This is a genomic window from Flavobacterium sp. SORGH_AS_0622 (assembly GCF_030818825.1).
GTDB lineage: Bacteria > Bacteroidota > Bacteroidia > Flavobacteriales > Flavobacteriaceae > Flavobacterium.
The window spans coordinates 2,594,113-2,616,526 of record NZ_JAUTAX010000001.1 but is presented as its reverse complement, the minus strand read 5'-3'; the positions used below and the strand labels follow the sequence as shown (position 1 = coordinate 2,616,526).

General features: G+C 31.5%; 21 protein-coding genes. 14 read left to right on the top strand and 7 right to left on the bottom strand.

Features of this window, described 5'->3' with window-relative positions:
* The first annotated feature begins 61 nt into the window (after window positions 1–61).
* The 3 genes from QE431_RS11460 (at window position 62) to QE431_RS11450 (ending at window position 4,841) form a co-directional block, all read left to right on the top strand.
* Complete coding sequence (locus tag QE431_RS11460; protein WP_307295906.1) at window positions 62–2,461, top strand: glycoside hydrolase family 31 protein; 2,400 nt, start codon at window positions 62–64, stop codon at window positions 2,459–2,461.
* An 83-nt stretch (window positions 2,462–2,544) separates the two neighbouring features.
* Window positions 2,545–3,354 carry a M48 family metallopeptidase gene (locus tag QE431_RS11455; protein WP_134141160.1) on the top strand — a complete coding sequence of 270 codons (810 nt, stop codon included), beginning with the start codon at window positions 2,545–2,547 and terminating at the stop codon, window positions 3,352–3,354.
* A 161-nt stretch (window positions 3,355–3,515) separates the two neighbouring features.
* The gene (locus QE431_RS11450) at window positions 3,516–4,841 is read left to right on the top strand and encodes an MFS transporter (RefSeq protein WP_134141161.1); all 1,326 of its coding nucleotides are present in this window, start codon (window positions 3,516–3,518) and stop codon (window positions 4,839–4,841) included.
* 84 nt (window positions 4,842–4,925) lie between these two features.
* Here the strand turns inward: QE431_RS11450 and QE431_RS11445 are convergent, their stop codons facing one another.
* From QE431_RS11445 to QE431_RS11430, 4 genes are read right to left on the bottom strand one after another with little or no spacing between them, the layout of a single operon-like run.
* Window positions 4,926–5,657: a head GIN domain-containing protein gene (locus QE431_RS11445; protein ID WP_307295902.1), complete on the bottom strand. Its 732-nt coding sequence runs from the start codon at window positions 5,655–5,657 to the stop codon at window positions 4,926–4,928.
* A 19-nt stretch (window positions 5,658–5,676) separates the two neighbouring features.
* On the bottom strand, window positions 5,677–6,735 hold the full coding sequence (locus tag QE431_RS11440; protein WP_307295901.1) for a hypothetical protein: 1,059 nt from the start codon (window positions 6,733–6,735) through the stop codon (window positions 5,677–5,679).
* The gene (locus QE431_RS11435; RefSeq protein WP_307295900.1) at window positions 6,719–7,252 is read right to left on the bottom strand and encodes an anti-sigma factor; all 534 of its coding nucleotides are present in this window, start codon (window positions 7,250–7,252) and stop codon (window positions 6,719–6,721) included. The genes QE431_RS11440 and QE431_RS11435 overlap by 17 nt, the downstream gene beginning before the upstream one ends.
* Before the next feature lie 13 nt (window positions 7,253–7,265).
* Window positions 7,266–7,820, bottom strand: coding sequence for an RNA polymerase sigma factor (locus tag QE431_RS11430; RefSeq protein ID WP_307295897.1), 555 nt, complete (start codon window positions 7,818–7,820; stop codon window positions 7,266–7,268).
* A gap of 264 nt (window positions 7,821–8,084) precedes the next feature.
* Here QE431_RS11430 and lon point away from each other — a divergent pair, with 264 nt between their 5' ends.
* The 6 genes from lon to QE431_RS11400 all read left to right on the top strand — a co-directional run bounded on the left by lon (window position 8,085) and on the right by QE431_RS11400 (window position 15,315).
* Window positions 8,085–10,538 carry an endopeptidase La gene (lon, locus tag QE431_RS11425; protein WP_307295895.1) on the top strand — a complete coding sequence of 818 codons (2,454 nt, stop codon included), beginning with the start codon at window positions 8,085–8,087 and terminating at the stop codon, window positions 10,536–10,538.
* A 277-nt stretch (window positions 10,539–10,815) separates the two neighbouring features.
* Window positions 10,816–11,835 carry a type IX secretion system protein PorQ gene (gene porQ, locus QE431_RS11420; RefSeq protein WP_307295893.1) on the top strand — a complete coding sequence of 340 codons (1,020 nt, stop codon included), beginning with the start codon at window positions 10,816–10,818 and terminating at the stop codon, window positions 11,833–11,835.
* Window positions 11,836–11,839: 4 nt separating this feature from the next.
* Window positions 11,840–12,442 carry a murein L,D-transpeptidase catalytic domain-containing protein gene (locus QE431_RS11415; RefSeq protein WP_281865718.1) on the top strand — a complete coding sequence of 201 codons (603 nt, stop codon included), beginning with the start codon at window positions 11,840–11,842 and terminating at the stop codon, window positions 12,440–12,442.
* A 91-nt stretch (window positions 12,443–12,533) separates the two neighbouring features.
* Window positions 12,534–13,139, top strand: a complete 606-nt coding sequence (locus QE431_RS11410; RefSeq protein ID WP_307295891.1) for a murein L,D-transpeptidase catalytic domain-containing protein — start codon at window positions 12,534–12,536, stop codon at window positions 13,137–13,139.
* Window positions 13,140–13,177: 38 nt separating this feature from the next.
* On the top strand, window positions 13,178–13,870 hold the full coding sequence (gene cmk / locus QE431_RS11405) for a (d)CMP kinase (RefSeq protein WP_057117861.1): 693 nt from the start codon (window positions 13,178–13,180) through the stop codon (window positions 13,868–13,870).
* A gap of 68 nt (window positions 13,871–13,938) precedes the next feature.
* The gene (locus tag QE431_RS11400) at window positions 13,939–15,315 is read left to right on the top strand and encodes a nucleoside permease (RefSeq protein WP_307295888.1); all 1,377 of its coding nucleotides are present in this window, start codon (window positions 13,939–13,941) and stop codon (window positions 15,313–15,315) included.
* Between the two features lie 69 nt (window positions 15,316–15,384).
* On the opposite strand, the gene QE431_RS11395 is transcribed toward QE431_RS11400, so the two are convergent.
* The gene (locus QE431_RS11395) at window positions 15,385–15,594 is read right to left on the bottom strand and encodes a hypothetical protein (RefSeq protein ID WP_307295885.1); all 210 of its coding nucleotides are present in this window, start codon (window positions 15,592–15,594) and stop codon (window positions 15,385–15,387) included.
* 70 nt (window positions 15,595–15,664) lie between these two features.
* Here QE431_RS11395 and QE431_RS11390 point away from each other — a divergent pair, with 70 nt between their 5' ends.
* Window positions 15,665–16,138 (top strand): hypothetical protein, encoded by a 474-nt coding sequence (locus QE431_RS11390; RefSeq protein WP_307295883.1) that lies wholly within the window; start codon window positions 15,665–15,667, stop codon window positions 16,136–16,138.
* Between the two features lie 24 nt (window positions 16,139–16,162).
* On the opposite strand, the gene QE431_RS11385 is transcribed toward QE431_RS11390, so the two are convergent.
* Both QE431_RS11385 and QE431_RS11380 read right to left on the bottom strand, forming a co-directional pair.
* Window positions 16,163–16,672: a hypothetical protein gene (locus QE431_RS11385; RefSeq protein WP_307295880.1), complete on the bottom strand. Its 510-nt coding sequence runs from the start codon at window positions 16,670–16,672 to the stop codon at window positions 16,163–16,165.
* A 59-nt stretch (window positions 16,673–16,731) separates the two neighbouring features.
* Window positions 16,732–17,106 (bottom strand): helix-turn-helix domain-containing protein, encoded by a 375-nt coding sequence (locus tag QE431_RS11380; protein ID WP_057117865.1) that lies wholly within the window; start codon window positions 17,104–17,106, stop codon window positions 16,732–16,734.
* Window positions 17,107–17,204: 98 nt separating this feature from the next.
* Between QE431_RS11380 and QE431_RS11375 the strand changes: the two genes are divergently transcribed.
* The 4 genes from QE431_RS11375 to rpsA all read left to right on the top strand — a co-directional run bounded on the left by QE431_RS11375 (window position 17,205) and on the right by rpsA (window position 22,248).
* On the top strand, window positions 17,205–17,750 hold the full coding sequence (locus QE431_RS11375; RefSeq protein WP_307295876.1) for an NAD(P)H-dependent oxidoreductase: 546 nt from the start codon (window positions 17,205–17,207) through the stop codon (window positions 17,748–17,750).
* A gap of 941 nt (window positions 17,751–18,691) precedes the next feature.
* Window positions 18,692–19,426, top strand: coding sequence for a hypothetical protein (locus QE431_RS11370; RefSeq protein ID WP_307295872.1), 735 nt, complete (start codon window positions 18,692–18,694; stop codon window positions 19,424–19,426).
* A gap of 136 nt (window positions 19,427–19,562) precedes the next feature.
* Entirely contained in the window at window positions 19,563–20,060 is a 498-nt protein-coding gene (locus tag QE431_RS11365; protein ID WP_307295869.1) for a DUF805 domain-containing protein, read from the top strand.
* Window positions 20,061–20,469: 409 nt separating this feature from the next.
* The gene (rpsA, locus tag QE431_RS11360) at window positions 20,470–22,248 is read left to right on the top strand and encodes a 30S ribosomal protein S1 (RefSeq protein ID WP_057117869.1); all 1,779 of its coding nucleotides are present in this window, start codon (window positions 20,470–20,472) and stop codon (window positions 22,246–22,248) included.
* Window positions 22,249–22,414: the final 166 nt, after the last annotated feature.

The following is a 22,414-nucleotide window of genomic DNA, read 5'->3' as shown; positions in this document are numbered from 1 at the left end:
ACTAACTTTTTTTGTATGTTTGAAATAGAGATTAGCGTTTTATAATTAATTCATTAGCGATATGATTACAAACACATCATTAGAATACAAAGGCGATTTATATCCATCAAAAATTGTTTCATACGAACAGGAAGGAGATTCGATTTTTTTCAATACGGATAATAAAGTTATTTTAAAAGTCACTATTCTTAGAGACAGTTTGATTCGATTTCGCTTCACTACAAAAGGTTATTTTAGTAATGACTTTTCATATGCGATTGATAAAACACAACTTCATGGTTACAATTTCTTGGAACTTACGGAGGAAGAAACTTTCTTTCAGATTAGAACCAGCAAAGTAAAATGTAAAATTCAGAAAGCAGATCTTCGTCTGGCTATTTACGATCTTAATGACTTTTTGATTCTTGAAGATGAACTTGGTTTTCATTGGGAAGAAAGCTACGAATACGGTGGAAATATCGTAAAAATGAGTAAGTTTTCTAAAGATGGCGAATGTTATTATGGCCTTGGTGATAAGGCAACTCAAATGAACCTTAAAGGCAAAAGAGTCGAAAATTTTGCCACAGACCAATATGCTTATCAAAAAGATCAAGAGCCTTTATATAAGGTAGTTCCATTTTATATAGGACTTCATAACAAACAATCTTATGGTATTTTCTTTGACAATACTTTTAGAACTTTTTTTGATTTTTGTCAAGAAAGAAGAAATGTTACGAGTTTCTGGGCCGAGGGTGGAGAAATGAATTATTATTTCTTTTATGGTCCGCAAATGCAGGATGTTGTGACAACTTATACCGACCTGACCGGTAAGCCAGAATTACCTCCTTTATGGGTTTTGGGATACCATCAATGTAAATGGAGTTATTATCCAGAAAGTAAAGTAAAAGAAATTACTTCAAAATTTAGGGAACTTCAAATTCCTTGTGATGCCATTTATCTAGATATTGATTATATGGAAGGATTTCGCTGTTTTACTTGGAATAAAAACTATTTTCCAGATCCGAAAAAAATGGTTGCTGAATTAGCAGAAGATGGTTTTAAAACGGTTGTTATAATAGATCCCGGAATCAAAATCGATAAAGATTATTGGGTGTATCAAGAAGCTTTAGAAAAAGATTATTTCTGTAAAAGAGCCGATGGACCATATATGAAAGGAAAAGTTTGGCCTGGTGAATGTAATTTTCCAGATTACACAAATCCCGCAGTTAGAGAATGGTGGGCTGGATTATTTAAAGAATTAGTTTCAGAAATAGGAGTGAAAGGAGTTTGGAATGATATGAATGAACCTGCAGTGATGGAGGTTCCAAATAAGACTTTTCCAATGGATGTTCGTCATTTTTATGATGGAAATCCGTGCAGCCATAGAAAGGCCCATAATATTTATGGAACGCAGATGGCAAGGGCAACTTATCATGGTGTAAAACGATTTACTTATCCAAAACGTCCTTTTGTCATTACAAGATCGGCATATTCTGGTGCTCAGCGCTATACTTCTTCTTGGACAGGAGATAACGTGGCAACTTGGGAACATCTATGGATTGCTAACATTCAAGTGCAAAGAATGTCAATTTCAGGAATGGGATTCACAGGGTCAGATATTGGAGGATTTGCAGAACAGCCAACGGGCGAATTATATGCGCGATGGATTCAGCTAGGCGTTTTTCATCCGTTTTGCAGAACGCACTCTTCTGGAGATCATGGAAATCAGGAGCCTTGGGCGTTTGATGAAGAAGTGATTAATATTACCAGAAAATTTGTAAGTCTTCGTTATCAATTATTACCTTATTTATACACCATGTTCTGGCAGTATATTGAAGAAGGACTTCCAATGCTGAAACCTTTGGTTTACTACGATCAAGATGATACACAAACACATTATCGTAATGATGAATTTATCTTTGGAAATCAAATTTTAGTATGTCCAATTCTTGAACCTAATGCTGTAGGTCGTCGTATGTATATTCCAAGAGGTGAGTGGTATAACTACTGGACAAATGAACTTTTTATTGGAGGAAGAGAGATCTGGATTGACACTAAATTTGATGAAATTCCAGTTTTTGTAAAAGCAGGAGCCATTATCCCAAAATATCCAGTACAGCAGTATGTGGGAGAATTAGAATTTGATGAATTGACGCTTGATGTTTACTTTAAAAACGGAAAAGAAAAATCTGTTGTATATGAAGATGCACAAGATGGTTACGATTATAAAAAGGGACGTTACAGCTTTTTATCTTTTAGATCTATAGGAAAAGAAAAAGAACTAATTATTCAGCTTCATAAAGAAGGTAAATACGATACTCCTTATAGCAAATACAAAATTAATTTAATCGGTTTGCCGTTTAAAGTTTCTGAAATAGAAATAGACAATGAAAAAATTGAATTTGATAAAATTAATTTCAAACAAAATAATTTCTTAATTGTTGAAAAAGAGTTTAATGAATTACACATCGTAGGTGAATAGTTAAATTCTGATATTTTTTCACTTAATTGTATAAAATAAAATATCTTTTTAATTGTATTTTTGGAAGAAAATTAGCTAGAATTATGAAAAAATATTTCTTTTTAGGAATTTTTGGAGCACTTGCAATGGCTTGTGCAACAAATCCAATCACAGGTAAGCAAAATTTGAATTTTGTTTCTAATAGTGAGTTATTTCCATCTTCATTTCAGCAATATAGTCAGTTTTTATCTGAAAATAAAGTGATCACTGGAACTGCAGATGCAAAACTTGTTGAAACTGTTGGCTATAAAATTAAGCTTGCAGCAGAAAAATATTTAACGTATTTGGGACAATCTCAGTATTTAAAAGACTACCGTTGGGAATACAAATTAGTAGACAATAAAGAGGTTAACGCATGGTGCATGCCAGGTGGAAAAATTGTTGTTTATTCTGGTATTTTACCCATAACTCAAAATGAAGCTGGTTTAGCAACAGTAATGGGACACGAAGTTTCACATGCACTTGCTAATCACGGAGCACAAAGAATGTCTGCAGCACAGTTACAGCAAATTGGAGGCGTAGCATTAGATGCAGCCACAAGTGGTAAATCTGAGTCTACAAGACAAATATTTTCGCAGGCTTACGGACTTGGTTCTGAAGTGGGAGTTATGCTGCCATTTAGCAGAAGCAACGAGAGCGAAGCCGATAAAATTGGTCTGACTCTTATGGCAATTGCAGGTTATAACCCAGATGATGCTATTGCATTCTGGACTAGAATGTCTTCAAAATCTGGAGGAGCTGGAACACCAGAATTTATGAGTACGCACCCTTCTGATGCTACAAGGATTGCAAATATAAAATCTTTAATTCCAGAAGCTAAAGCTATTGCGCTTAAAGTTGGAACTATAAAATAAGTTTATATTCTCAAGGGTATAATTTTAAAAGCTATTCATTTTTTGAATAGCTTTTTTGTTTTTAGTACAGTTGATAATTTAATAATGCACGAATTGAATAATTAATATTTGATTATAATAAAAATTGGATAAATTCGTAGGCTGTTATCAAAACCATATATATGAAAAACCTACAAAAAGGAGATAAGAAGCTGTTAAACGCCTGGGCATTTTATGATTGGGCCAATTCGGTTTATACATTGACTATTGCATCTGCAGTATTTCCAATTTTTTACGAAGCATTATTTAGTGACAGAGATCATTACATAGATGTTTTTGGACTTCATTTAAAGAACTCAGCTTTAATAAGTTTTATTACTGCTGCAGCATTTTTGGTTGTTTCGTTTATTTCCCCATTACTATCTGGGATTGCAGATTATGTGGGAAATAAAAAATCCTTTATGAAGTTTTTCTGCTATTTAGGAGCATTATCTTGTATGGGATTGTATTGGTTTGATCTGGACAATATTTACATTGGATTATTATTTTATTTCCTAGGATTATTAGGATACTGGGGAAGCTTAGTTTTTTATAATTCTTATCTTCCAGATATTGCTTTTGAAGAACAGCAGGATAGAATTAGTGCTAAAGGATATTCATTAGGATACGTAGGAAGTGTCATTTTGCTGATTGTTAATTTAGCGATGATTATGAAACCAAAGTTATTCGGAATTACCGGTACAGATGGAGAAGCTGCAATGAAAGCAATGCGCTATTCGTTTATAATGGTAGGAGTTTGGTGGATTTTATTCAGTCAATATACCTATTATTATTTGCCAAAAGGAAGTAAAGATACAGGGCAAAAATTAACTAGATCTGTAGTGTTTAACGGATTTAAAGAATTAAAGAAAGTTTGGGCATTATTACAGGAAAACATTCCTTTAAAACGTTATTTAGGAGGTTTCTTTGTTTCGAGTATGGCTGTACAAACGGTTATGCTTGTAGCTACTTATTTTGGAGCGCAGGAAATTCAATGGTCATCTAAAGAAGAAAGCACTATTGGACTTATCATTTGTATTTTAATAATTCAGTTGGTAGCCGTTGTTGGTGCTGTTTTAACTTCAAGAGCTTCTGCCAAGTTTGGAAATATTCCAACTTTAATTGTGATTAATATCATTTGGGCCGTATTTTGTGCGCTTGCCTTTTTTATAATATTACCAATACATTTTTATGTTATGGCAACAGTTGCAGGTTTTGTAATGGGAGGAATCCAAGCGCTGTCCCGATCAACGTATTCCAAATTATTACCAGAAACAGAAGATACCGCTTCGTTTTTTAGCTTTTATGATGTTGCTGAGAAGATCGGAATTGTAATAGGAATGTGCGTTTACGGCATTATAGATCAAATTACAGGAAGTCCGCGTGCGGCGATTGTAATTTTAGCAATCTTTTTCGTTACAGCCATATTTCTTTTAAGAAGAGTACATAAAAAAGACGTTTCAAATTAATGAAACGTCTTTAATAATTATATCACGAATTGCAGTAATTATTGATTGATGATAGTTTTTGTAATTCGTGATATTTTTTAATAATTAACCTTTTGAAATACTTCCTGAACCCGAAACTTTTACATCTCTTTTCTCAGGATTTCCTAAATATTTAATATTTCCTGAACCGGAAACTTTTCCAGTTAGGCTTGATTCGCAGTTTACAGTGCTGTTTCCAGATCCAGAAACATTAGCTTCTACATTTTTAGATTTTAAATTAGAGGCATTTACATTTCCCGAGCCAGATATTTTGCTGGTAAAAGAATCAGCTCTGCCTTTTAAAACCACATCACCAGAACCGCTTAAGGCTAAATCAAGATTTTTTGCGTCAATTTCTAAATTAAAATTTCCAGATCCTGATAATTTGGCAGATAAGTTATCGCTTGTAATTTTATTTTTTGTTCTAATATCCCCTGAACCAGATAAAGTAACAGCAGAAATTTTCTCAAAAGGAACTATAACTTCAATTTTCTTCCCTATACTTGTGCGAATTTGAGTTCCTTTTTCAACATAAATTTTTAACTCATTTTCTTCAACTTCAACCTTAATTACGGCGAGTAGATTTTCTTCTCCTTTAATTGTAATTTTCCCTTCTTTTCCGGCAACTAAATCAACATCAAAAGAGCCTGCAATTTTGATTCCGTCATAATCGCCAGTTGTTCTTGTTTGGGTCACGATCTTACCGTTTCCATTTACTTTATTATTAGACCATTGTGCTTTAGCATTGCCGTTCACTAGAAAAACTGCTAAAAGTAAAAGTAAAATTGATTTTTTCATTGTTTTGATTTTTAGATGATTAATTTTTTATTAATGAAATGTTCCCATAGTTCGAATTAATATTAATCTTATTTTGTCCTTTTTTTCTGTAGAAACCACTTATTCTTTTGCTGTTGCTTTTTGTTTCTGAAACTGAAATATCTAAAGAATTATCATGTTTGATGTTTGAATATCGGGCAGAAACATCAAAATCAAATGAATAATTAGGCGCGTATCCAATAGCAATATCTGTGTATCCAGAATTTATGTTTACATTTCCAGCTTTTTCATTCAGAGTTCCAATATTGATTTTGCTGTAGTTTGTATCAAAACTAAAGTTGCTTGAAACCTCTCCAATAATAAGCGTTAAATAATTTCCTGAACCATTTAACGAATTGATTTTTTGGAACTTAAATGTACCATAATTGCATTGGTATTTTATATTTTGAGCCTCGTTAAGATTAACATCGGTATAATTTGCATTTAGATTTAAATTACCAGAATCATTAATTTTTAGACCAGAATATCTGGCGTTAATAGATCCTGTTTTGATATAATCTATACTTGAATTTTGACAGTATGCAATTTCAATTTGATTGTTGGATCCATTTAGTTTATCTAAGGTAACTTTGCCGTATTTACAATTAATATCAGTATTTGCTTCTAAGCTCAAAGCAGAAATATTACCATATTTGTTTACCAATTTGACAGAACCATTTTTAGGAATTTTAATTACGTAATTGATCTCAAAACTATTATTGCTTCCTTTACTTTTAAGAGAAGAATTTCCAAGATTAGTTACAGCTGAAACCAAACTTTTAAGAGCAGAAATTTCTACGTCAATACTGTTTAAACGTTCGTTAACCCAGTTTTCATTTGGTCCATTCACTTTGATCGTGATATCAAGATCTATTTTGTCTTCATTCCATGTTGAGACCATAATATTTCCGTATTTATTATCAATATCAATTCCAGCGTTTGAATTGACGATGTATGTTTTTTTAATGTTTTTTTGTTTAGTAATAAAAGTGTCATCATTTGAAAATCCTAAAAAAGGAATCAAAATAAATAAGATTAATACGTTATAGTGTTTTTTCATTAGAGGTGTTTTTTAATTTTTCGTTGTCTTCAATTCTTTTTAAAACGGTTTGCAAAAAAGAAATTCTGGTTTGGAGATTACTAATCATTGCATAAATAATCTGTTTGTTTTCGCCATTTTTTTGCAGTTCGTTAATGATTTTTTGATAATCAGCATCAAAGGTTTTCATTTGTTTTAAAGCATCATTAATGATCTGCTCATTTTCTGGCGAACTCTTTTCTTTTAATTTAACCAGCTCATTATCGATCAGAATATTGAAAATAGAATCGGTTCGTTTAGTTTCTTTGGAGGCAAATTTGAATTGTTGTGGTTTTTCATTTTTATAAAAAATAGAAATTCCGAGCATTAATACAATCGAAGCGGCAATAGCTGTCATAAACCAGTATTTTTTCTTCGGTTCTTTTTTATTTAATTTTTGCATAAAATCAACTTGATGATCGGAGTTTAATTCCTGAACATCCCATTGGTTTTCCAATCTGCTGAATAATTTATCTAAACTGTCTTTTTCATTTTTCATATTCCAATTCATTTTATATTTCTTCCATTTTTTTTCTTAGACTATCTTTGGCTCTGCTCAAGGTCGTTCTGCAGTTTGCATAGGTAATATTCAAAATTTCGCAGATTTCCTCCTGATCGTAGCCTTCAATGTAAAACAGTGTTAAAACCATTCTGTAATTATCCTTTAGCTGCAGGATAGTATCTAGAACCTGTTTTACTTTAAGATTGTTTAAGTCAATATTTTCAGAAATTATTCCATCATTTTCTTCGACTTTGTATAATTGTTTGCTTATATCTTCTACTTGAAAAGCATTATTTTTTTTATAAAAATCGATACTATAATTAATGATTATTCTTTTTAACCACGCACCAAAAGCCACTTCTTGTTTGTAGTCGTTAATTTTTGTAAAAGCCTTTAAAAAACCTTCCTGCATGACGTCTTGTGCAAAATGTTCGTCTTTTACAATGCGGTAAGCCACATTATACATCGCCTTGCAATAGCGGTTGTAAATTTCAAACTGCGCTTTCTGATTATTACTTTTACAAAGCGCAATTAATTCCTCGATATTTTGGTTGTTTTGACTCAAGTCGTGGCTTTTGGTTTTTAATAGGGACTGTACTTTTTTTGGTTTGTTACACTTTTGATAAAATTAATTTTATTTTTTTTCAATCAGCAGAAAGTTATAAATCAAAATCTGATTTTAAAACTGACTTATTTTGCATTTGGCATAATGATTGTCTATTTTTATGGCCTGTCTTGTAAACTAAGCCCTTATCAAAAACAATACTTTTTAAGGAACGATTTACAGATAGTTTTAAACTTTTAATGACAAAACGACTTATATATTATTATGTCAAATCATAAAATACTTACTATTGACAATCTGTCACTTCAGGAATTCGATTCAGAAGCAGAATTAATTCCATTATTAACTCCAGAGGACGAAGAGGAAATGAACAATGAGGAACTGCCTGTTTCTCTGCCAATTTTACCTTTACGAAATACAGTTTTATTTCCAGGAGTTGTAATTCCGATTTCTGCGGGAAGAGATAAATCTATTAAATTGATTAACGATGCCAATGCGGGCGGAAAAATCATTGGAGTTGTATCTCAAATTAATGAAGAAGACGAGGATCCGTCAAAAGACGATATTCATAAAATAGGGACTGTAGCACGTATTTTACGTGTTTTAAAAATGCCTGACGGAAACGTAACCGTTATTCTTCAAGGTAAAAAACGTTTCGAAATTGACGAAGTTGTTTTAGAAGAACCGTACATGACAGCAACAATAAAAGAAGTTGCTGAAGAACGTCCTGAAGAAAATGATTCTGAGTTTACAGCCATTTTAGATTCTGTAAAGGAATTGGCAATTCAAATTATAAAGGAAAGTCCAAATATTCCTTCTGAAGCTACTTTTGCTATTAAAAACATTGAAAGCCAGTCGTTTTTAATCAATTTTGTTTCTTCTAATATGAACTTATCTGTAAAAGAAAAACAAGGTCTTTTATCGATAAATGGATTGAAAGAGCGTGCTTTAGAAACATTGCGTTATATGAATGTTGAACTTCAAAAATTAGAATTGAAGAATGACATTCAGTCAAAAGTTCGTTTTGATTTAGATCAGCAGCAAAGAGAATATTTTCTTCACCAGCAAATGAAAACCATTCAAGAAGAATTGGGAGGCGTTTCGCAGGAAGAAGAAATGGACGAAATGGGGCTGAAAGCGAAAACTAAAAAGTGGGACGAAAAAACGCAGAAACATTTCGAAAAAGAATTGTCAAAAATGCGCCGTATGAATCCGCAGTCTCCAGATTTTGGAATCCAGAGAAATTATCTAGAATTATTTCTAGAACTGCCTTGGGGCGAATATTCTAAGGATAAATTTGATCTGAAATTTGCCCAAAAAGTTTTAGATAAAGATCATTTTGGATTGGAAGAAGTTAAGAAAAGAATGATTGAACATTTGGCAGTTTTAAAATTGCGAAATGACATGAAATCTCCAATTATATGTTTAACAGGGCCTCCAGGAGTTGGTAAAACTTCAATTGGTCGTTCGGTTGCAGAAGCTTTAGGCCGTGAGTATGTACGTATTTCATTAGGCGGTTTACGCGATGAAGCAGAAATTCGCGGACACAGAAAAACCTATATTGGTGCAATGCCGGGAAGAATTATTCAAAGCTTGAAAAAAGCTGGAACCTCTAACCCTGTATTTATTCTGGATGAAATTGATAAATTATCAAGCGGCAATAGTGGCGATCCTTCTTCTGCTTTATTAGAAGTACTTGATCCAGAGCAAAACAGTGCTTTTTATGATAATTTCCTAGAAATGGGTTATGATTTATCGAAAGTAATGTTCATCGCGACATCAAACAATATGGCAGCGATTCAGCCAGCATTGCGCGACAGGATGGAAGTTATAAAAATGTCTGGTTATACTATTGAAGAAAAAGTAGAAATAGCAAAAAGACATCTTTTTCCAAAGCAATTAGAAGCACACGGTTTAACGGCAAAAGATTTAACTATTGGTAAAAAACAATTAGAAAAAATTGTTGAAGGATATACAAGAGAATCTGGAGTTCGTAATTTAGAAACTAAAATCGCTCAGGTTATCAGAAACGCTGCAAAATCTGTAGCAATGGAAGAAGAATACAACAAAAAAGTTACTGATGAAGATATTGTTTCTATTTTGGGAGTTCCAAGATTAGAGCGTGATAAATATGAAAATAATGATGTTGCAGGAGTAGTTACAGGTTTAGCTTGGACAAGTGTAGGTGGTGATATATTATTTATAGAATCATTGATTTCTGAAGGAAAAGGGGCTTTGACCATTACAGGAAATTTAGGAAATGTAATGAAAGAATCTGCAACTATTGCTTTAGAATATATTAAGGCAAATGCAAAGAAACTTGGTTTAGCAAGCGAGTTGTTTCAAAAATATAACATTCACTTACACGTTCCAGAAGGAGCGACACCAAAAGACGGACCTAGTGCTGGTATTGCAATGTTAACTTCTTTGGTCTCTTTATTAACGCAAAAGAAGGTAAAGAAAAGTCTTGCCATGACAGGAGAAATTACTTTACGAGGGAAAGTTTTGCCTGTTGGCGGAATTAAAGAAAAAATCTTAGCTGCAAAAAGAGCGGGTATTAAAGAGATTATTCTGTGTCACGAAAATAAAAGTGATATTGACGAAATAAAAGCTGAATATTTAGAAGGACTTACTTTTCATTATGTAAAAGAAATGAGTGAAGTATTATCTTTAGCTTTGACAGATCAAAATGTGAAAAATGCTAAGACCTTAAAATAAAAGTCAATTAAATTTCAATATATTAAAATCCAAATTCCAACTTTACTTAAAGATTGGGATTTGGATTTTTTTATTCAATTCAGTGAAAGTTCTTTTAATTGAATTGTGGAATTCTTTTTTAATTGGAATCTGTGTTTTTTTTATAATTTTTTCAAGCGTTTGAAGTTGAAATTATGCTATAATTATTGAAAAACAGATACTTATAAAAATTATTTTTTAAGTTATATAATTTTATCTTTGTATTTACGTTATTCCCATATAGGAACGTTCCAAAAACATGTTAAAACAGATCGTTTTATTTCTGATATTACTGATTTGCTCGGCTTCGTTCGGACAAGTTGGAGGGCGTTACACTTATCAGTTTTTAAACTTAACTACTTCACCAAGGCAGGCAGCGTTAGGAGGAGATATTATCACCATATATGATGAAGATGTTAATCAGGCCATGTCTAATCCCGCACTTATAAACGCTGATATGGACAATCACTTGGCAATGAATTACGGGAGTTATTACCGAGAAGCCTCTTACGGCACTGCTTCCTATGCTTATACTTATGACAGGCATTTGCAGACTTTTTATGCTGGCGTGAGTTATGTAAACTACGGATCATTTGAAGGTTATGATGAGAATGGTCAGGCAACATCAAATTTTACAGGAAGTGAAGGAGCGCTTACCGTGGGATATTCGTACAACGTACCTTACACTAATTTTTATGTTGGTACAAATGCGAAACTAATAACTTCTTCTCTGGAAAGTTATAATTCTATAGGTGGTGCGATTGATTTAGGGCTTTTATATTTAGACGAAAAAAATGATCTGAATTTTGCCTTGGTATTTCGCAACCTGGGAACGCAGTTTACCACATATTCAGGAATAAAAGAAAATCTGCCTTTTGAAATCGTTGCAGGAGTTTCACAAGAATTAGAACACGTGCCCATTCGCTGGCATCTTACTTTAGAGAATTTACAGCAGTGGAATATTTCTTTTTCAAATCCTAATAGGGGAGAAACCAACATTGACGGATCAACAAGTGAGGAAAAAGTTTCGTTTTTTAATAATGCTTTAAGGCACGTAACATTTGGTGTAGAGCTTTTTCCGAAAAGAGCATTTAATTTACGTTTAGGATATAATTTCCGAAGAGGAGAAGAGTTGAGAGTAGATGAACAACGTAATTTTTCAGGAGTTTCCTTGGGCTTTGGTTTAAAAATAAACAAGCTAAAATTTAATTATTCGTATTCTAGATATACATTGGCAGCTAACACAAGTCTTTTTGGTCTAATTTTAAATTTTCAGTAGTTATATGAAAATATTCTATTTGTTTTTGTTCGTAACTGTAGGGTTTTTAACGGGTTCGAAACTCTCTTTTAAAGAAGATGATGCTATTTCTACTATAGAAATGGAAAGAATTAACAGCAGAATTATTGATTTAAAAAATATGATTAACATTGATCATAAATACAATCAAAAAATTGCTTTTTTAATCGACATGAAAGTTCCTTCTGGGAAAAACCGCTTTTTTGTTTATGATTTAGAAAAAAACGTAATTATAGACCAAGGTTTAGTGGCTCACGGTTCTGGATCTGAAACAGGAATAAAAGGAATGCTTAAGTTTAGTAATATGCCAAATTCTAATTGCACTGCACTTGGAAGATACGCTGTAGGAAAAACGTATAAAGGCATTTTTGGGAAAGCATATCGATTGGCTGGTTTAGAAGAAAGCAATAACAATGCTTTAAAAAGAGCAATTGTCCTTCATTCTTATTCTGCAGTTCCTTTAGAAGAGCAAGATTATTACATTAGCAACAGCCACGGATGTCCAATGGTTAACGAGCAATTCTTTAAAAGAATAGAAAAAATAATTGATGGTTCTAAGTCAAATATTTTAATGGATATTTACTATTAATTAGAACTTTTAACTAATTTAAAATATAGCTTTTTATTGTCGAAATCGGTTTGATTTTCGATAATAGAAAGTTTTTTTTTGCAGATTCAATATGAAGAAAATAGCGCTAATTTGTATTTTTATTTTTTTAGCTTTTGTAGCTTACTTTATAGTATCTAATAAAAGAAATCAAGATTTATCTTCTTCGGATGCCAGAAGAATAGAATATCAAGTTCTTAAAGTTAAAAAGCTTATAGAAACAAGTCCGCGATATAACAAGAAAGTTGCCTTTTTTATTGATATGAAAATCCCTTCGGGTAAAAATCGTTTTTTTGTTTATGATTTAAAAACAAATAAAATTATCGATAAAGGATTGGTCGCTCATGGTTCTGGTTCTGAAACCGGAGTAAAAGGAAAACTTCGATTTAGTAACGTTCCCAATTCACTAAAAACTTCATTAGGAAGATATTCAATCGGAAATCATTATGTAGGGAAATTTGGGAAAGCCTATAAATTGTATGGACTAGATACCACTAATAGTAATGCATTTAAAAGAGATTTTGTTTTTCATTACTATTATGATGTTCCATATAAAGAGAAAGATGGCTACATTTGCAATAGTTATGGCTGTCCAATGGTAAATAAAAAATATTTTGAAAGAATATCCAAAATAATTGATAGTTCAGAATCGGATATTTTGATGAGTATTTATTATTAACCTAGCTTTTAATAGAATAAAAATTTAAAAATAGAAAATTGAAAAAAATTACTATCGCTATCGATGGATTTTCATCAACAGGTAAAAGTACCTTAGCAAAACAATTGGCAAAAGAACTTGAATATGTATATGTAGATACAGGCGCTATGTATCGTGCAGTTGCTTTTTTTGCTATGCAGCAGAATATTATTGGAGCTGACTTTTTTGATAAAGACGCCTTGATTAACGCTTTGCCTAATATTCAATTGGAATTTAAATTTAATGCAGATTTAGGTTTTGCTGAAATGTTTTTGAATGGTGAAAATGTTGAAAAGCAAATTAGAACTATTGAAGTTTCTAATTTCGTTAGTAAAGTTGCCACCGTTTCTGAAGTTCGTGCTAAATTGGTAGAACAACAACAGGAAATGGGAAAAAATAAAGCTATTGTAATGGATGGTAGAGATATAGGAACAGTTGTTTTTCCAGATGCCGAACTTAAAATATTTATGACTGCAAGTGCTGAAACCCGCGCTCAAAGACGTTTTGACGAATTACAGCAAAAAGGAGATAATGTTTCTTATGAAGAAGTTCTTAAAAATGTTGTCGAAAGAGATCATATGGATACACACCGAGAAGATTCGCCTTTAGTTATTGCTGAAGATGCAATAGAAATAGATAATTCTTACTTAAATAAAGAAGAACAATTTGCAGCCGTTTTAGAATTGGTAAATGATGTTGTTAAAACACCATAATTTTTTGCAGATATTATTTTTAATGGTAGTTTTACCGCTTCATTTTTACTAAAGACAATTTTAAATATATGGGGATTAAAAACAGATTGATTTTAATGAGCTTTCTTCAATTTTTTGTTTGGGGAGCCTGGCTTATAACAATTGGAAATTATTGGTTTGGCACAAAAAACTGGGAAGGAACTCAATTCGGACTTGTTTTTGGAACCATGGGAATTGCATCTCTTTTTATGCCTACACTTACGGGTATTATTGCTGACAGGTGGGTAAATGCAGAAAAATTATACGGTGTTCTGCATATTCTTTACGCTGTTGTTTTATTTGCAATTGCACAGGTAAGTACTCCAGATACTTTTATTGCAGTTATGCTTTTAGCAATGTGTTGTTATATGCCTACAATTGCTTTAAGTAATTCTATTTCTTATACATCACTTAAATTAAACAATAAAAATATTGTAAAAGATTTTCCGCCTATTCGAGTTTGGGGAACAATTGGTTTTATTGTAGCGATGTGGATTACCAATTTGAGCGGAAGTAAAGCAACAGAATATCAATTTTATATTGCTGGAATTGGAGCTTTAATTCTAGGAGTTTACGCTTTTACACTTCCAAAATGTGAACCACAGCGTTTAATTAAAGAAAATGCAACTTGGATTGAAACTTTTGGTTTAGAATCTTTTAAATTATTTGGAAACTACAAAATGGCTTTGTTTTTTGTTTTTTCTATGTTTTTAGGAGGGGCGCTTCAATTGACAAATGCTTATGGAGATGTATTTTTAGATGAATTTAAACATTTCCCGAAATATGCAGATTCATTTGTAATTCAGTATTCTACAATTATTATGTCGATTTCTCAAGTTTCTGAGACATTATTTATTTTGGCAATTCCATTTTTCTTAAGACGTTTCGGAATCAAACAAGTTATGCTTATTAGTATGCTGGCATGGGTTTTACGTTTTGGATTGTTTGCTTTTGGAGATCCAGTAAATGGTTTGTGGATGATTATTCTTTCTTGTATCGTTTACGGAATGGCGTTTGATTTCTTTAATATTTCAGGTTCTTTATTCGTAGAAAGTAATACAGATTCTAAAATTCGTTCGTCTGCTCAAGGATTATTTATGATGATGACCAATGGGGTAGGAGCAGTTTTAGGAAGTTTAACTTCTGGCTGGGCTATCGATCGTTTCTTTACAAAATCGTTTACTACCACAACAGAATTAGCGGGATTTTTACAAACAGATCCAGCTAATGAAAAAATGGTAGAATTTGTAAAAAGTCAGGGAAATTCTATTTCTGCAGACGGAGCTTTTACAAATGCGGTTTTAATGAAAGACTGGCATACAATCTGGTTGTCATTTGCTATTTACGCTTTGGTAATTGCAATTGCTTTTGCTGTTTTATTTAAGCATAAACACGATCCAAAAGAAATTGAGAATTTGAGTCATTAATTGACTTTACAACATATTTTTAAGCCCATTTTTCAAACAGAAAATGGGCTTTTCTTTTTTAATTTATGCTTATATTTGATATTCATCTCTGGTTTCTATGCAAAATTCACCACAAGAATCATTACCTCCTTTTAGATCTATTAGCTCAAAACCCATGCTGTTTCTAAATCTTATCTTGGGGTCTTTTTGGGTGTTTTTGACACTGTTTTTTCTAACAGGATTGATTTTTTTACTGACAAGTTCTCTTAATGAAACTGGACTAGATGAAGCAGGAACCATAGTAATGTCTTTGGTATTTTCAATTATATTGTTAGGAATCGCAATATTGCTTATTTACTCAAAAAATAAAATGTTCACAACTACAATAATTGATGAAAAAGGAATTCACTATTTCAACAAATTTAATGGGAGAATTGTAAAAGGAATACCTTGGAACAGCTTTGCAAAAAGAGAAAAACTCAAGCATTATTTTGAACCTCCAAAATATGATGTTACATCAATTAGACCTTCGAAATCTTTTTATGATCAGTTTTATTGGCCTGTTATGATAGATGGAAAAGTTATAGCTCATAATGATGCTTTTCTAGGAAGGCATTTTTTTGTGATGCTGTATGCTAATCGAGCAGAATTGATTCGGACTTTTTTATTAGGAATAAAGCACTACCGACCAGATATTACCATTGATCCTATCATTTATACCGATCATTATATAAATCCAGAAACTTTTACAATTGATAAGAAGCAACGCTTGAAGGTCGAAATTATAGGAGGATTATTGTGTATTCTAATCTTTGCGCTTTTGTGCTATTTTATTGTAGAATGAGAAAATAGCTCTAGTCATACAATCTTACTGTAGTGAGATAATCAGATCGTCGACTTGTTTTTTTTGTTCGCCGTATTTCTTTTGAAGTTCAGAGCCTACACCCATTCGGTTGTAATATTCTAAACCCTTTTGAGCGAAGAATTTTTTATGAAAATTGGAAATTTCTGGAACTTGCGGAAATAAATTATGAAAGTTCATTTCGTAATATGCCTGCCATTCTCGTTCGTTTTTATCTAAAATATAAGGTTTTATTGTTTTTTGTTTTACATGAACCATTTCGTGTACAATGAGAATCAGCATTAGTTCTAATGGAAATTCGAATGTGTTTTCTGGAATCCTGATAATTTGACGTTCTCCAAAATCGCCTTCGGTAGTCATTAGAATAAAATCTGGCTTGGCTTTTTCTCTAAATTCAAATCCTTTAAGATTTGAATTTTTAAGATTATACTTTTTTAAAAGCCAATAAACGGCATTGATTACTTGCCCATTTTTGTGAAAAGTTTCTATTTTAAGTTTTATTTCTTCTAATGTCATGATTTTATATGGAAGTAAAGTACCCTATAAATATTTAGTAAGGTTTAATAGGGAATAATTTAAGCTACAATAAATTCTCCTCTTTCAGAAGCAATTGTATTTCCCAATTGGGTAATTGATTCTAAAACAGTTTTAAAAGATTTTCCAAAGTCCGTTAAACCGTAGGTTACCTTTATTGGAGGCTTTTTTCCATCTACATTTCTAAAAATTAACCCATCTTCTTCCAACTGTTTGAGTTGTAAGCTTAATGTTCTTTCTGTCACTGTAGGCATTTCTTTTCGGAGTTCATTGTATCTTTTTGGATTGTCTTTTAAATGATACAGAATTACCGCTTTCCATTTTCCTCCCATTAAATCCATTACTAGACTAACAGTGCACGGATAAGTTTTTCCGTCGAGTTTAATTAAATCAGGTTCGCATTCGATCTTTTTCATACTGCTTGTTTGACCTATCCAATTGGATAGTTATTGTGAGATTGTAAAACTATAAATAATTTTGTAACTATAAAAATGATAGTATAAATAATTAAAAAATGGCATTAATAATTTTAGGGCATCCACAAATAAAAGAATCAGTCGCAAATAAAGCAATTATTGAAGAAATTCAGATAACGAATCCAGAAATAGAAATTAGAAATCTGGCTGAATTATATCCTGATTTTAAGATTGATATAAAAGAAGAGCAAGAAGCTTTACTTCGTCATGAAGTTATAATTTTTCAATATCCTTTATATTGGTATAATATGCCGGCGATTTTAAAACATTGGTTTGATGTGGTTTTCGAACATCAATTTGCTTATGGTTCAAAAGGAGATAAGCTCAAAGGCAAAAAAGTTTTAGTGAGTGTGACAGTTGGTTCGTTGGAGCAGGAGTACAGAACTTTTGGAAAACATAATTTTAGAATTGCTGAATTTTTTAAAAATATCGAGCAGACAGCCTATTTTACTCAAATGACTTTTTTAGATCCGATTTTTTTTCACGGAACATCTGCAGTTGATGGTTTTACACAAGATGAAGTCAAAGAAAGAGCAAAGATGTATGCGAATCGTTTGCTAAATTATGTTTTAAAATTGAAATGATATTAATAATAATATGAGTTTTCTTTTAGGCTTTAATAGAAACTTTTATGTAAGATTTCTAGATAATTTATGCTGGCTGCACCTTACAGGTATTTGAAACCTGTGAGGTGTAATTATATAGATATTTTAACGTATAAAATTGGAAGGATTTTTTGTCGAATTTTATAAAAATAAGTATTTTCGTACTTTTTATAAATAACATGAACCAGCAAAATTTACCACCCTTTAAGCCTATAACTTCAATAACATCGAAACTGGCTAGTTATAGTTATGGCATCATGACGTTATTTGTTTTGATAGTTTCTTTTGGGTTGTTGTTCTTTATTTTGTTTTTAGTAGATATAACAGAAGAGTCACTTTTTATACTAATATTTTTAAATATTCCTCTTATTTTAATAAGTGTAGTTTATATTAAAAGAACATTAAGTTATACTACAATAACGATTGATCAAAAAGGGATTAAGTATTTCAACAAATTTAAAGGGAAATAATCGAAGAGATACATTGGAAAAATTTTGAATCGATAGACAACTTCGAAGGTTCGGTGTATTTTTTGAATAGGAGAACCGATTCAAATTATTTTAACTATGACGTTGCTTCACAGGTTGTAAATAATAAAGGAGCTCTAAGATTTTACTGGTTTACGAAAAAAACGGAACAGTATTGCTTCATAAAGAAACATTTCAAGGAAAACATATTTTTAATATGTTTTATTCAAATAGATTAGAACTTGTTCGAAGTTTATTATTAGGGTTAAGACATTTTAGACCAGATATAAGAATTCATCCTCATGCTTACGGGTTGTACTTTATTAATCCAGAAACTTTTAAGATTGATTACGCTAAAAGGGATAACGCTATGGTATTAGCCTTTTTAATATTGTTGATTGTTGGATTGGTTTTGTTTTTTATCATAATGTCAAACTTAAATCATTGTTGTTGATGAAAAAAAGTAAAAAGAATAGTTTACCTCCTTTTGAACCCATAACATCGATTCCGCTAACAGTAATAAATTATAGTATTGGTGTGTTATGTATATTTCCTCTTGTATTGCTTGTCGCATCTGTATTTGTTTTTTTAAATGAGAATAATGTTTTAGCGGCAGTATGTATTACGATACTGCTTTTAGTAACCACTATTTTTATTATAGTTCATGCAGTTGATGTTTGGAAGAGGATATATACAGCAATGAGTATTGATGAAAAAGGTATTCATTATTATAATAAATTTAATGAGAAAGTTGTTAAAACTATAGCTTGGAAAAACTTTGTAAAAAAGAATACACACACACCTGGCTTTGGAAATGATTTATATGACATTACGATAGAGTATCCACTTAGAGGGATTCGTGCATATTTCTGTTTCTATATTTTAGTTAATAAAGAGGAAGTAATGATTAAAGAAATTTTTCAGGGAAATCATATTTTTTATGCATTCTATTATAATAGAATACAATTAATTCGGACTTTTTTGCTAGGTGTTAAACATTTCAAACCTGAGTTAGAAATTTCTCCTATTGTTTTCATAAAGCATTTTATCGATCCTGAAACTTTTGTGATTCAGTATGGTAAAAGAAGGCTTCTTTTCTTTTATTCTACTTTGTTGGTGGTTTTGTTTTGTTTAATTTGTTTTTTAATAGTTTTTTGGAATAATTTTTTCGCGCAAGTAACTAGATAAATTGTAAAACTATAGGCTATTTTATTTTAATTCATCATTCTCCATTTGTTAAGTTCTTTTTTTACTAAAACTAAATATTAATCATTTAAAAATATAAGAAAAATACTATATATCTGTACTTTTATAGATAGATTATATGAACTGGTATTTAAAAGTTTTTAGGGACTACTTCAATTTTGAAGGCAGAGCACGAAGAAGTGAATATTGGATGTTTTCGCTTTATAATTTTAGTTTTGCAACAATACTATTTATAACAGATGCGATTTTTCGTTTAAGTTTAAATTTCTTTCCTTTCGGGTGGTTTTGCATATTATATGCTGTCACTTCATTTGTCCCAAGTATTGCTGTAACTGTTAGACGGCTTCACGATGTTGGCAAAAGCGGCTGGATGATTTTATTGTGTTTAATTCCTTTTTTTGGTGGAATTTGGTTATTTATTTTATTGATTTTAAATGGTGATTCGCAAAAAAATGAATACGGTGAAAATCCAAAATTTGAATCTAAAGATGAGGATTGTTCAAATGCAGATTCTATAATTCAGCTCGTATTAATTTCTACATTGATTAATGTATTAATCTATAAAGTTGCCGCAGAGTTTATTAATTCAGAAGTTTTTTATAAGTTTTACAAGTAAATTAATTATCCTAGTTTGTTATTTTGGTCAATTGTACCAATCACTCTTTCTTTTGCACTAAAGGATAAAAACAAACGCCTTCCATTTTTAATTTTAGGAAGTATCTATTTTCTTTACACCATGAAAGAAGTATTTGATACGCTTAAGGAACTTTTATATAATTGGTATTTATTTTCTTAAGGTTAAAAACATGTGAAGTCTTGAAAAAAAACAAAATTTTCTGCTCTTGAATAATTGCCTAACAATCAATCGGATTTATTTTGTTAATTCAGAAAAATGTATTAATTTTGCAGTCCTTTTGGCAGAGAAGAGTTTCCATTAGGAATCAACCATTTATGTAAAACAACTTCTGTATTTTCTATCGCATAAAGAAACTCGAGAAAAACAGAATACAAATTTTTTTATCAGCATGTCTGAACAAACAAAATCACAAGAAGAGTTTTTAGCAAATTTTAACTGGCATAACTTCCAAGAAGGAATTGATGCAGTAGATGAGAAAAACTTACAAGAGTTTGAAGAACTAGTATCAAAAACTTTCATCGCTACAGATCAAGAAGAAGTAGTTGAAGGAGTTGTTGTTAGAATTACAGATAGAGACGTTATCGTTGATATCAATGCTAAATCTGAAGGTGTTATTTCTTTAAACGAATTTCGTTACAACCCAAATTTAAAAGTAGGTGACAAAGTAGAAGTATTAATTGACATCCGTGAGGATAAAACAGGTCAATTAGTATTATCTCACAGAAAAGCACGTACTATCAAATCTTGGGATAGAGTTATTGCAGCTAATGAAACTGGAGAAATCGTTAACGGTTTTGTTAAATGTAGAACTAAAGGAGGTATGATTGTTGACGTATTCGGTATCGAGGCGTTCTTACCAGGATCTCAAATTGACGTTAAGCCAATTAGAGACTACGATGTATATGTAAACAAAATGATGGAATTCAAAGTGGTAAAAATCAACCACGAATTCAAAAACGTTGTTGTATCTCATAAAGCTCTTATCGAGGCTGACATTGAAGTACAGAAAAAAGAAATCATCGGTCAATTACAAAAAGGACAAGTATTAGAAGGTGTTGTTAAAAACATTACTTCTTATGGTGTGTTCATTGACTTAGGTGGTGTTGACGGATTAATTCACATTACTGACCTTTCTTGGAGTAGAATCAACCACCCAAGTGAAGTTCTTGAATTAGACCAAAAATTAAACGTTGTAATCCTTGATTTCGATGATGAGAAAACAAGAATTCAATTAGGATTGAAACAATTAAACGCTCACCCATGGGACGCTTTAGATGCTAACTTAACTGTTGGTGATAAAGTTAAAGGTAAAGTAGTTGTAATCGCTGATTACGGTGCTTTCATCGAAGTTGCTGAAGGTGTTGAAGGTTTAATCCACGTTTCTGAAATGTCATGGTCAACTCATTTACGTTCTGCTCAAGATTTCGTAAAAGTTGGAGATGTTGTTGAAGCTGTTATCTTAACTTTAGATAGAGATGATCGTAAAATGTCATTAGGTATCAAACAATTAACTCAAGATCCATGGACTGATATCACTTCTAAATACCCAGTAGGTTCTAAACATACAGGTATCGTTAGAAACTTTACAAACTTTGGTATTTTCGTAGAATTAGAAGAAGGAATTGATGGATTAATCTACATTTCTGACCTTTCTTGGACTAAGAAAATCAAACACCCATCTGAATTTGTAAATGTTGGTGAAAAACTTGATGTAGTTGTATTAGAATTAGATGTTGAAGGACGTAAATTATCTTTAGGTCACAAACAAACTACTGCTAATCCTTGGGATCAATACGAAGATTCTTTCGCTGTAGGAACTATCCACAATGGTGAAATTTCTGAAATCGTTGACAAAGGAGCTACTGTAGAATTCGGAGATGATATCGTTGCTTTCATTCCTACTCGTCACCTTGAAAAAGAAGACGGAAAGAAATTGAAAAAAGGTGATACTGCTGATTTCAAAGTAATCGAATTTAACAAAGAATTCAAAAGAGTAGTTGCTTCTCACACTGCTATCTTCCGTGAAGAAGAAGAGAAAAATGTGAAAGCTGCAACTGAAAATACTTCATCTAACTCTACTACTAATGCACCAGCTGCAACTTTAGGAGATAACAATGATGTATTAGCTGCTTTAAAAGCTAAAATGGAAAAAACTGAGAAAAAATAATTCTTAGATTTTTTTTATAAATAGAAAGTCCCACATTTGTGGGACTTTTTTTATTATTATAGTTTTTTATTTGTGTAAATTTATAGTCTTATTCTCGTTGTTTTCTTCTCAAAAAATAAAATTTTATTTAAATATAATATTTTTTTTGTAAGTTTATAGTGCTGTA

Coding starts and splice junctions, on each gene's coding strand:
- QE431_RS11460 (WP_307295906.1), top strand. CDS start 62: ATGATTACAAACACATCATTAGAATACAAAGGCGATTTATATCCATCA.
- QE431_RS11455 (WP_134141160.1), top strand. CDS start 2,545: ATGAAAAAATATTTCTTTTTAGGAATTTTTGGAGCACTTGCAATGGCT.
- QE431_RS11450 (WP_134141161.1), top strand. CDS start 3,516: ATGAAAAACCTACAAAAAGGAGATAAGAAGCTGTTAAACGCCTGGGCA.
- QE431_RS11445 (WP_307295902.1), bottom strand. CDS start 5,657: ATGAAAAAATCAATTTTACTTTTACTTTTAGCAGTTTTTCTAGTGAAC.
- QE431_RS11440 (WP_307295901.1), bottom strand. CDS start 6,735: ATGAAAAAACACTATAACGTATTAATCTTATTTATTTTGATTCCTTTT.
- QE431_RS11435 (WP_307295900.1), bottom strand. CDS start 7,252: ATGAAAAATGAAAAAGACAGTTTAGATAAATTATTCAGCAGATTGGAA.
- lon (WP_307295895.1), top strand. CDS start 8,085: ATGTCAAATCATAAAATACTTACTATTGACAATCTGTCACTTCAGGAA.
- porQ (WP_307295893.1), top strand. CDS start 10,816: ATGTTAAAACAGATCGTTTTATTTCTGATATTACTGATTTGCTCGGCT.
- QE431_RS11415 (WP_281865718.1), top strand. CDS start 11,840: ATGAAAATATTCTATTTGTTTTTGTTCGTAACTGTAGGGTTTTTAACG.
- QE431_RS11410 (WP_307295891.1), top strand. CDS start 12,534: ATGAAGAAAATAGCGCTAATTTGTATTTTTATTTTTTTAGCTTTTGTA.
- QE431_RS11400 (WP_307295888.1), top strand. CDS start 13,939: ATGGGGATTAAAAACAGATTGATTTTAATGAGCTTTCTTCAATTTTTT.
- QE431_RS11395 (WP_307295885.1), bottom strand. CDS start 15,594: ATGGTTCCTGCTTCATCTAGTCCAGTTTCATTAAGAGAACTTGTCAGT.
- QE431_RS11390 (WP_307295883.1), top strand. CDS start 15,665: ATGTTCACAACTACAATAATTGATGAAAAAGGAATTCACTATTTCAAC.
- QE431_RS11385 (WP_307295880.1), bottom strand. CDS start 16,672: ATGACATTAGAAGAAATAAAACTTAAAATAGAAACTTTTCACAAAAAT.
- QE431_RS11380 (WP_057117865.1), bottom strand. CDS start 17,106: ATGAAAAAGATCGAATGCGAACCTGATTTAATTAAACTCGACGGAAAA.
- QE431_RS11375 (WP_307295876.1), top strand. CDS start 17,205: ATGGCATTAATAATTTTAGGGCATCCACAAATAAAAGAATCAGTCGCA.
- QE431_RS11370 (WP_307295872.1), top strand. CDS start 18,692: ATGAAAAAAAGTAAAAAGAATAGTTTACCTCCTTTTGAACCCATAACA.
- QE431_RS11365 (WP_307295869.1), top strand. CDS start 19,563: ATGAACTGGTATTTAAAAGTTTTTAGGGACTACTTCAATTTTGAAGGC.
- rpsA (WP_057117869.1), top strand. CDS start 20,470: ATGTCTGAACAAACAAAATCACAAGAAGAGTTTTTAGCAAATTTTAAC.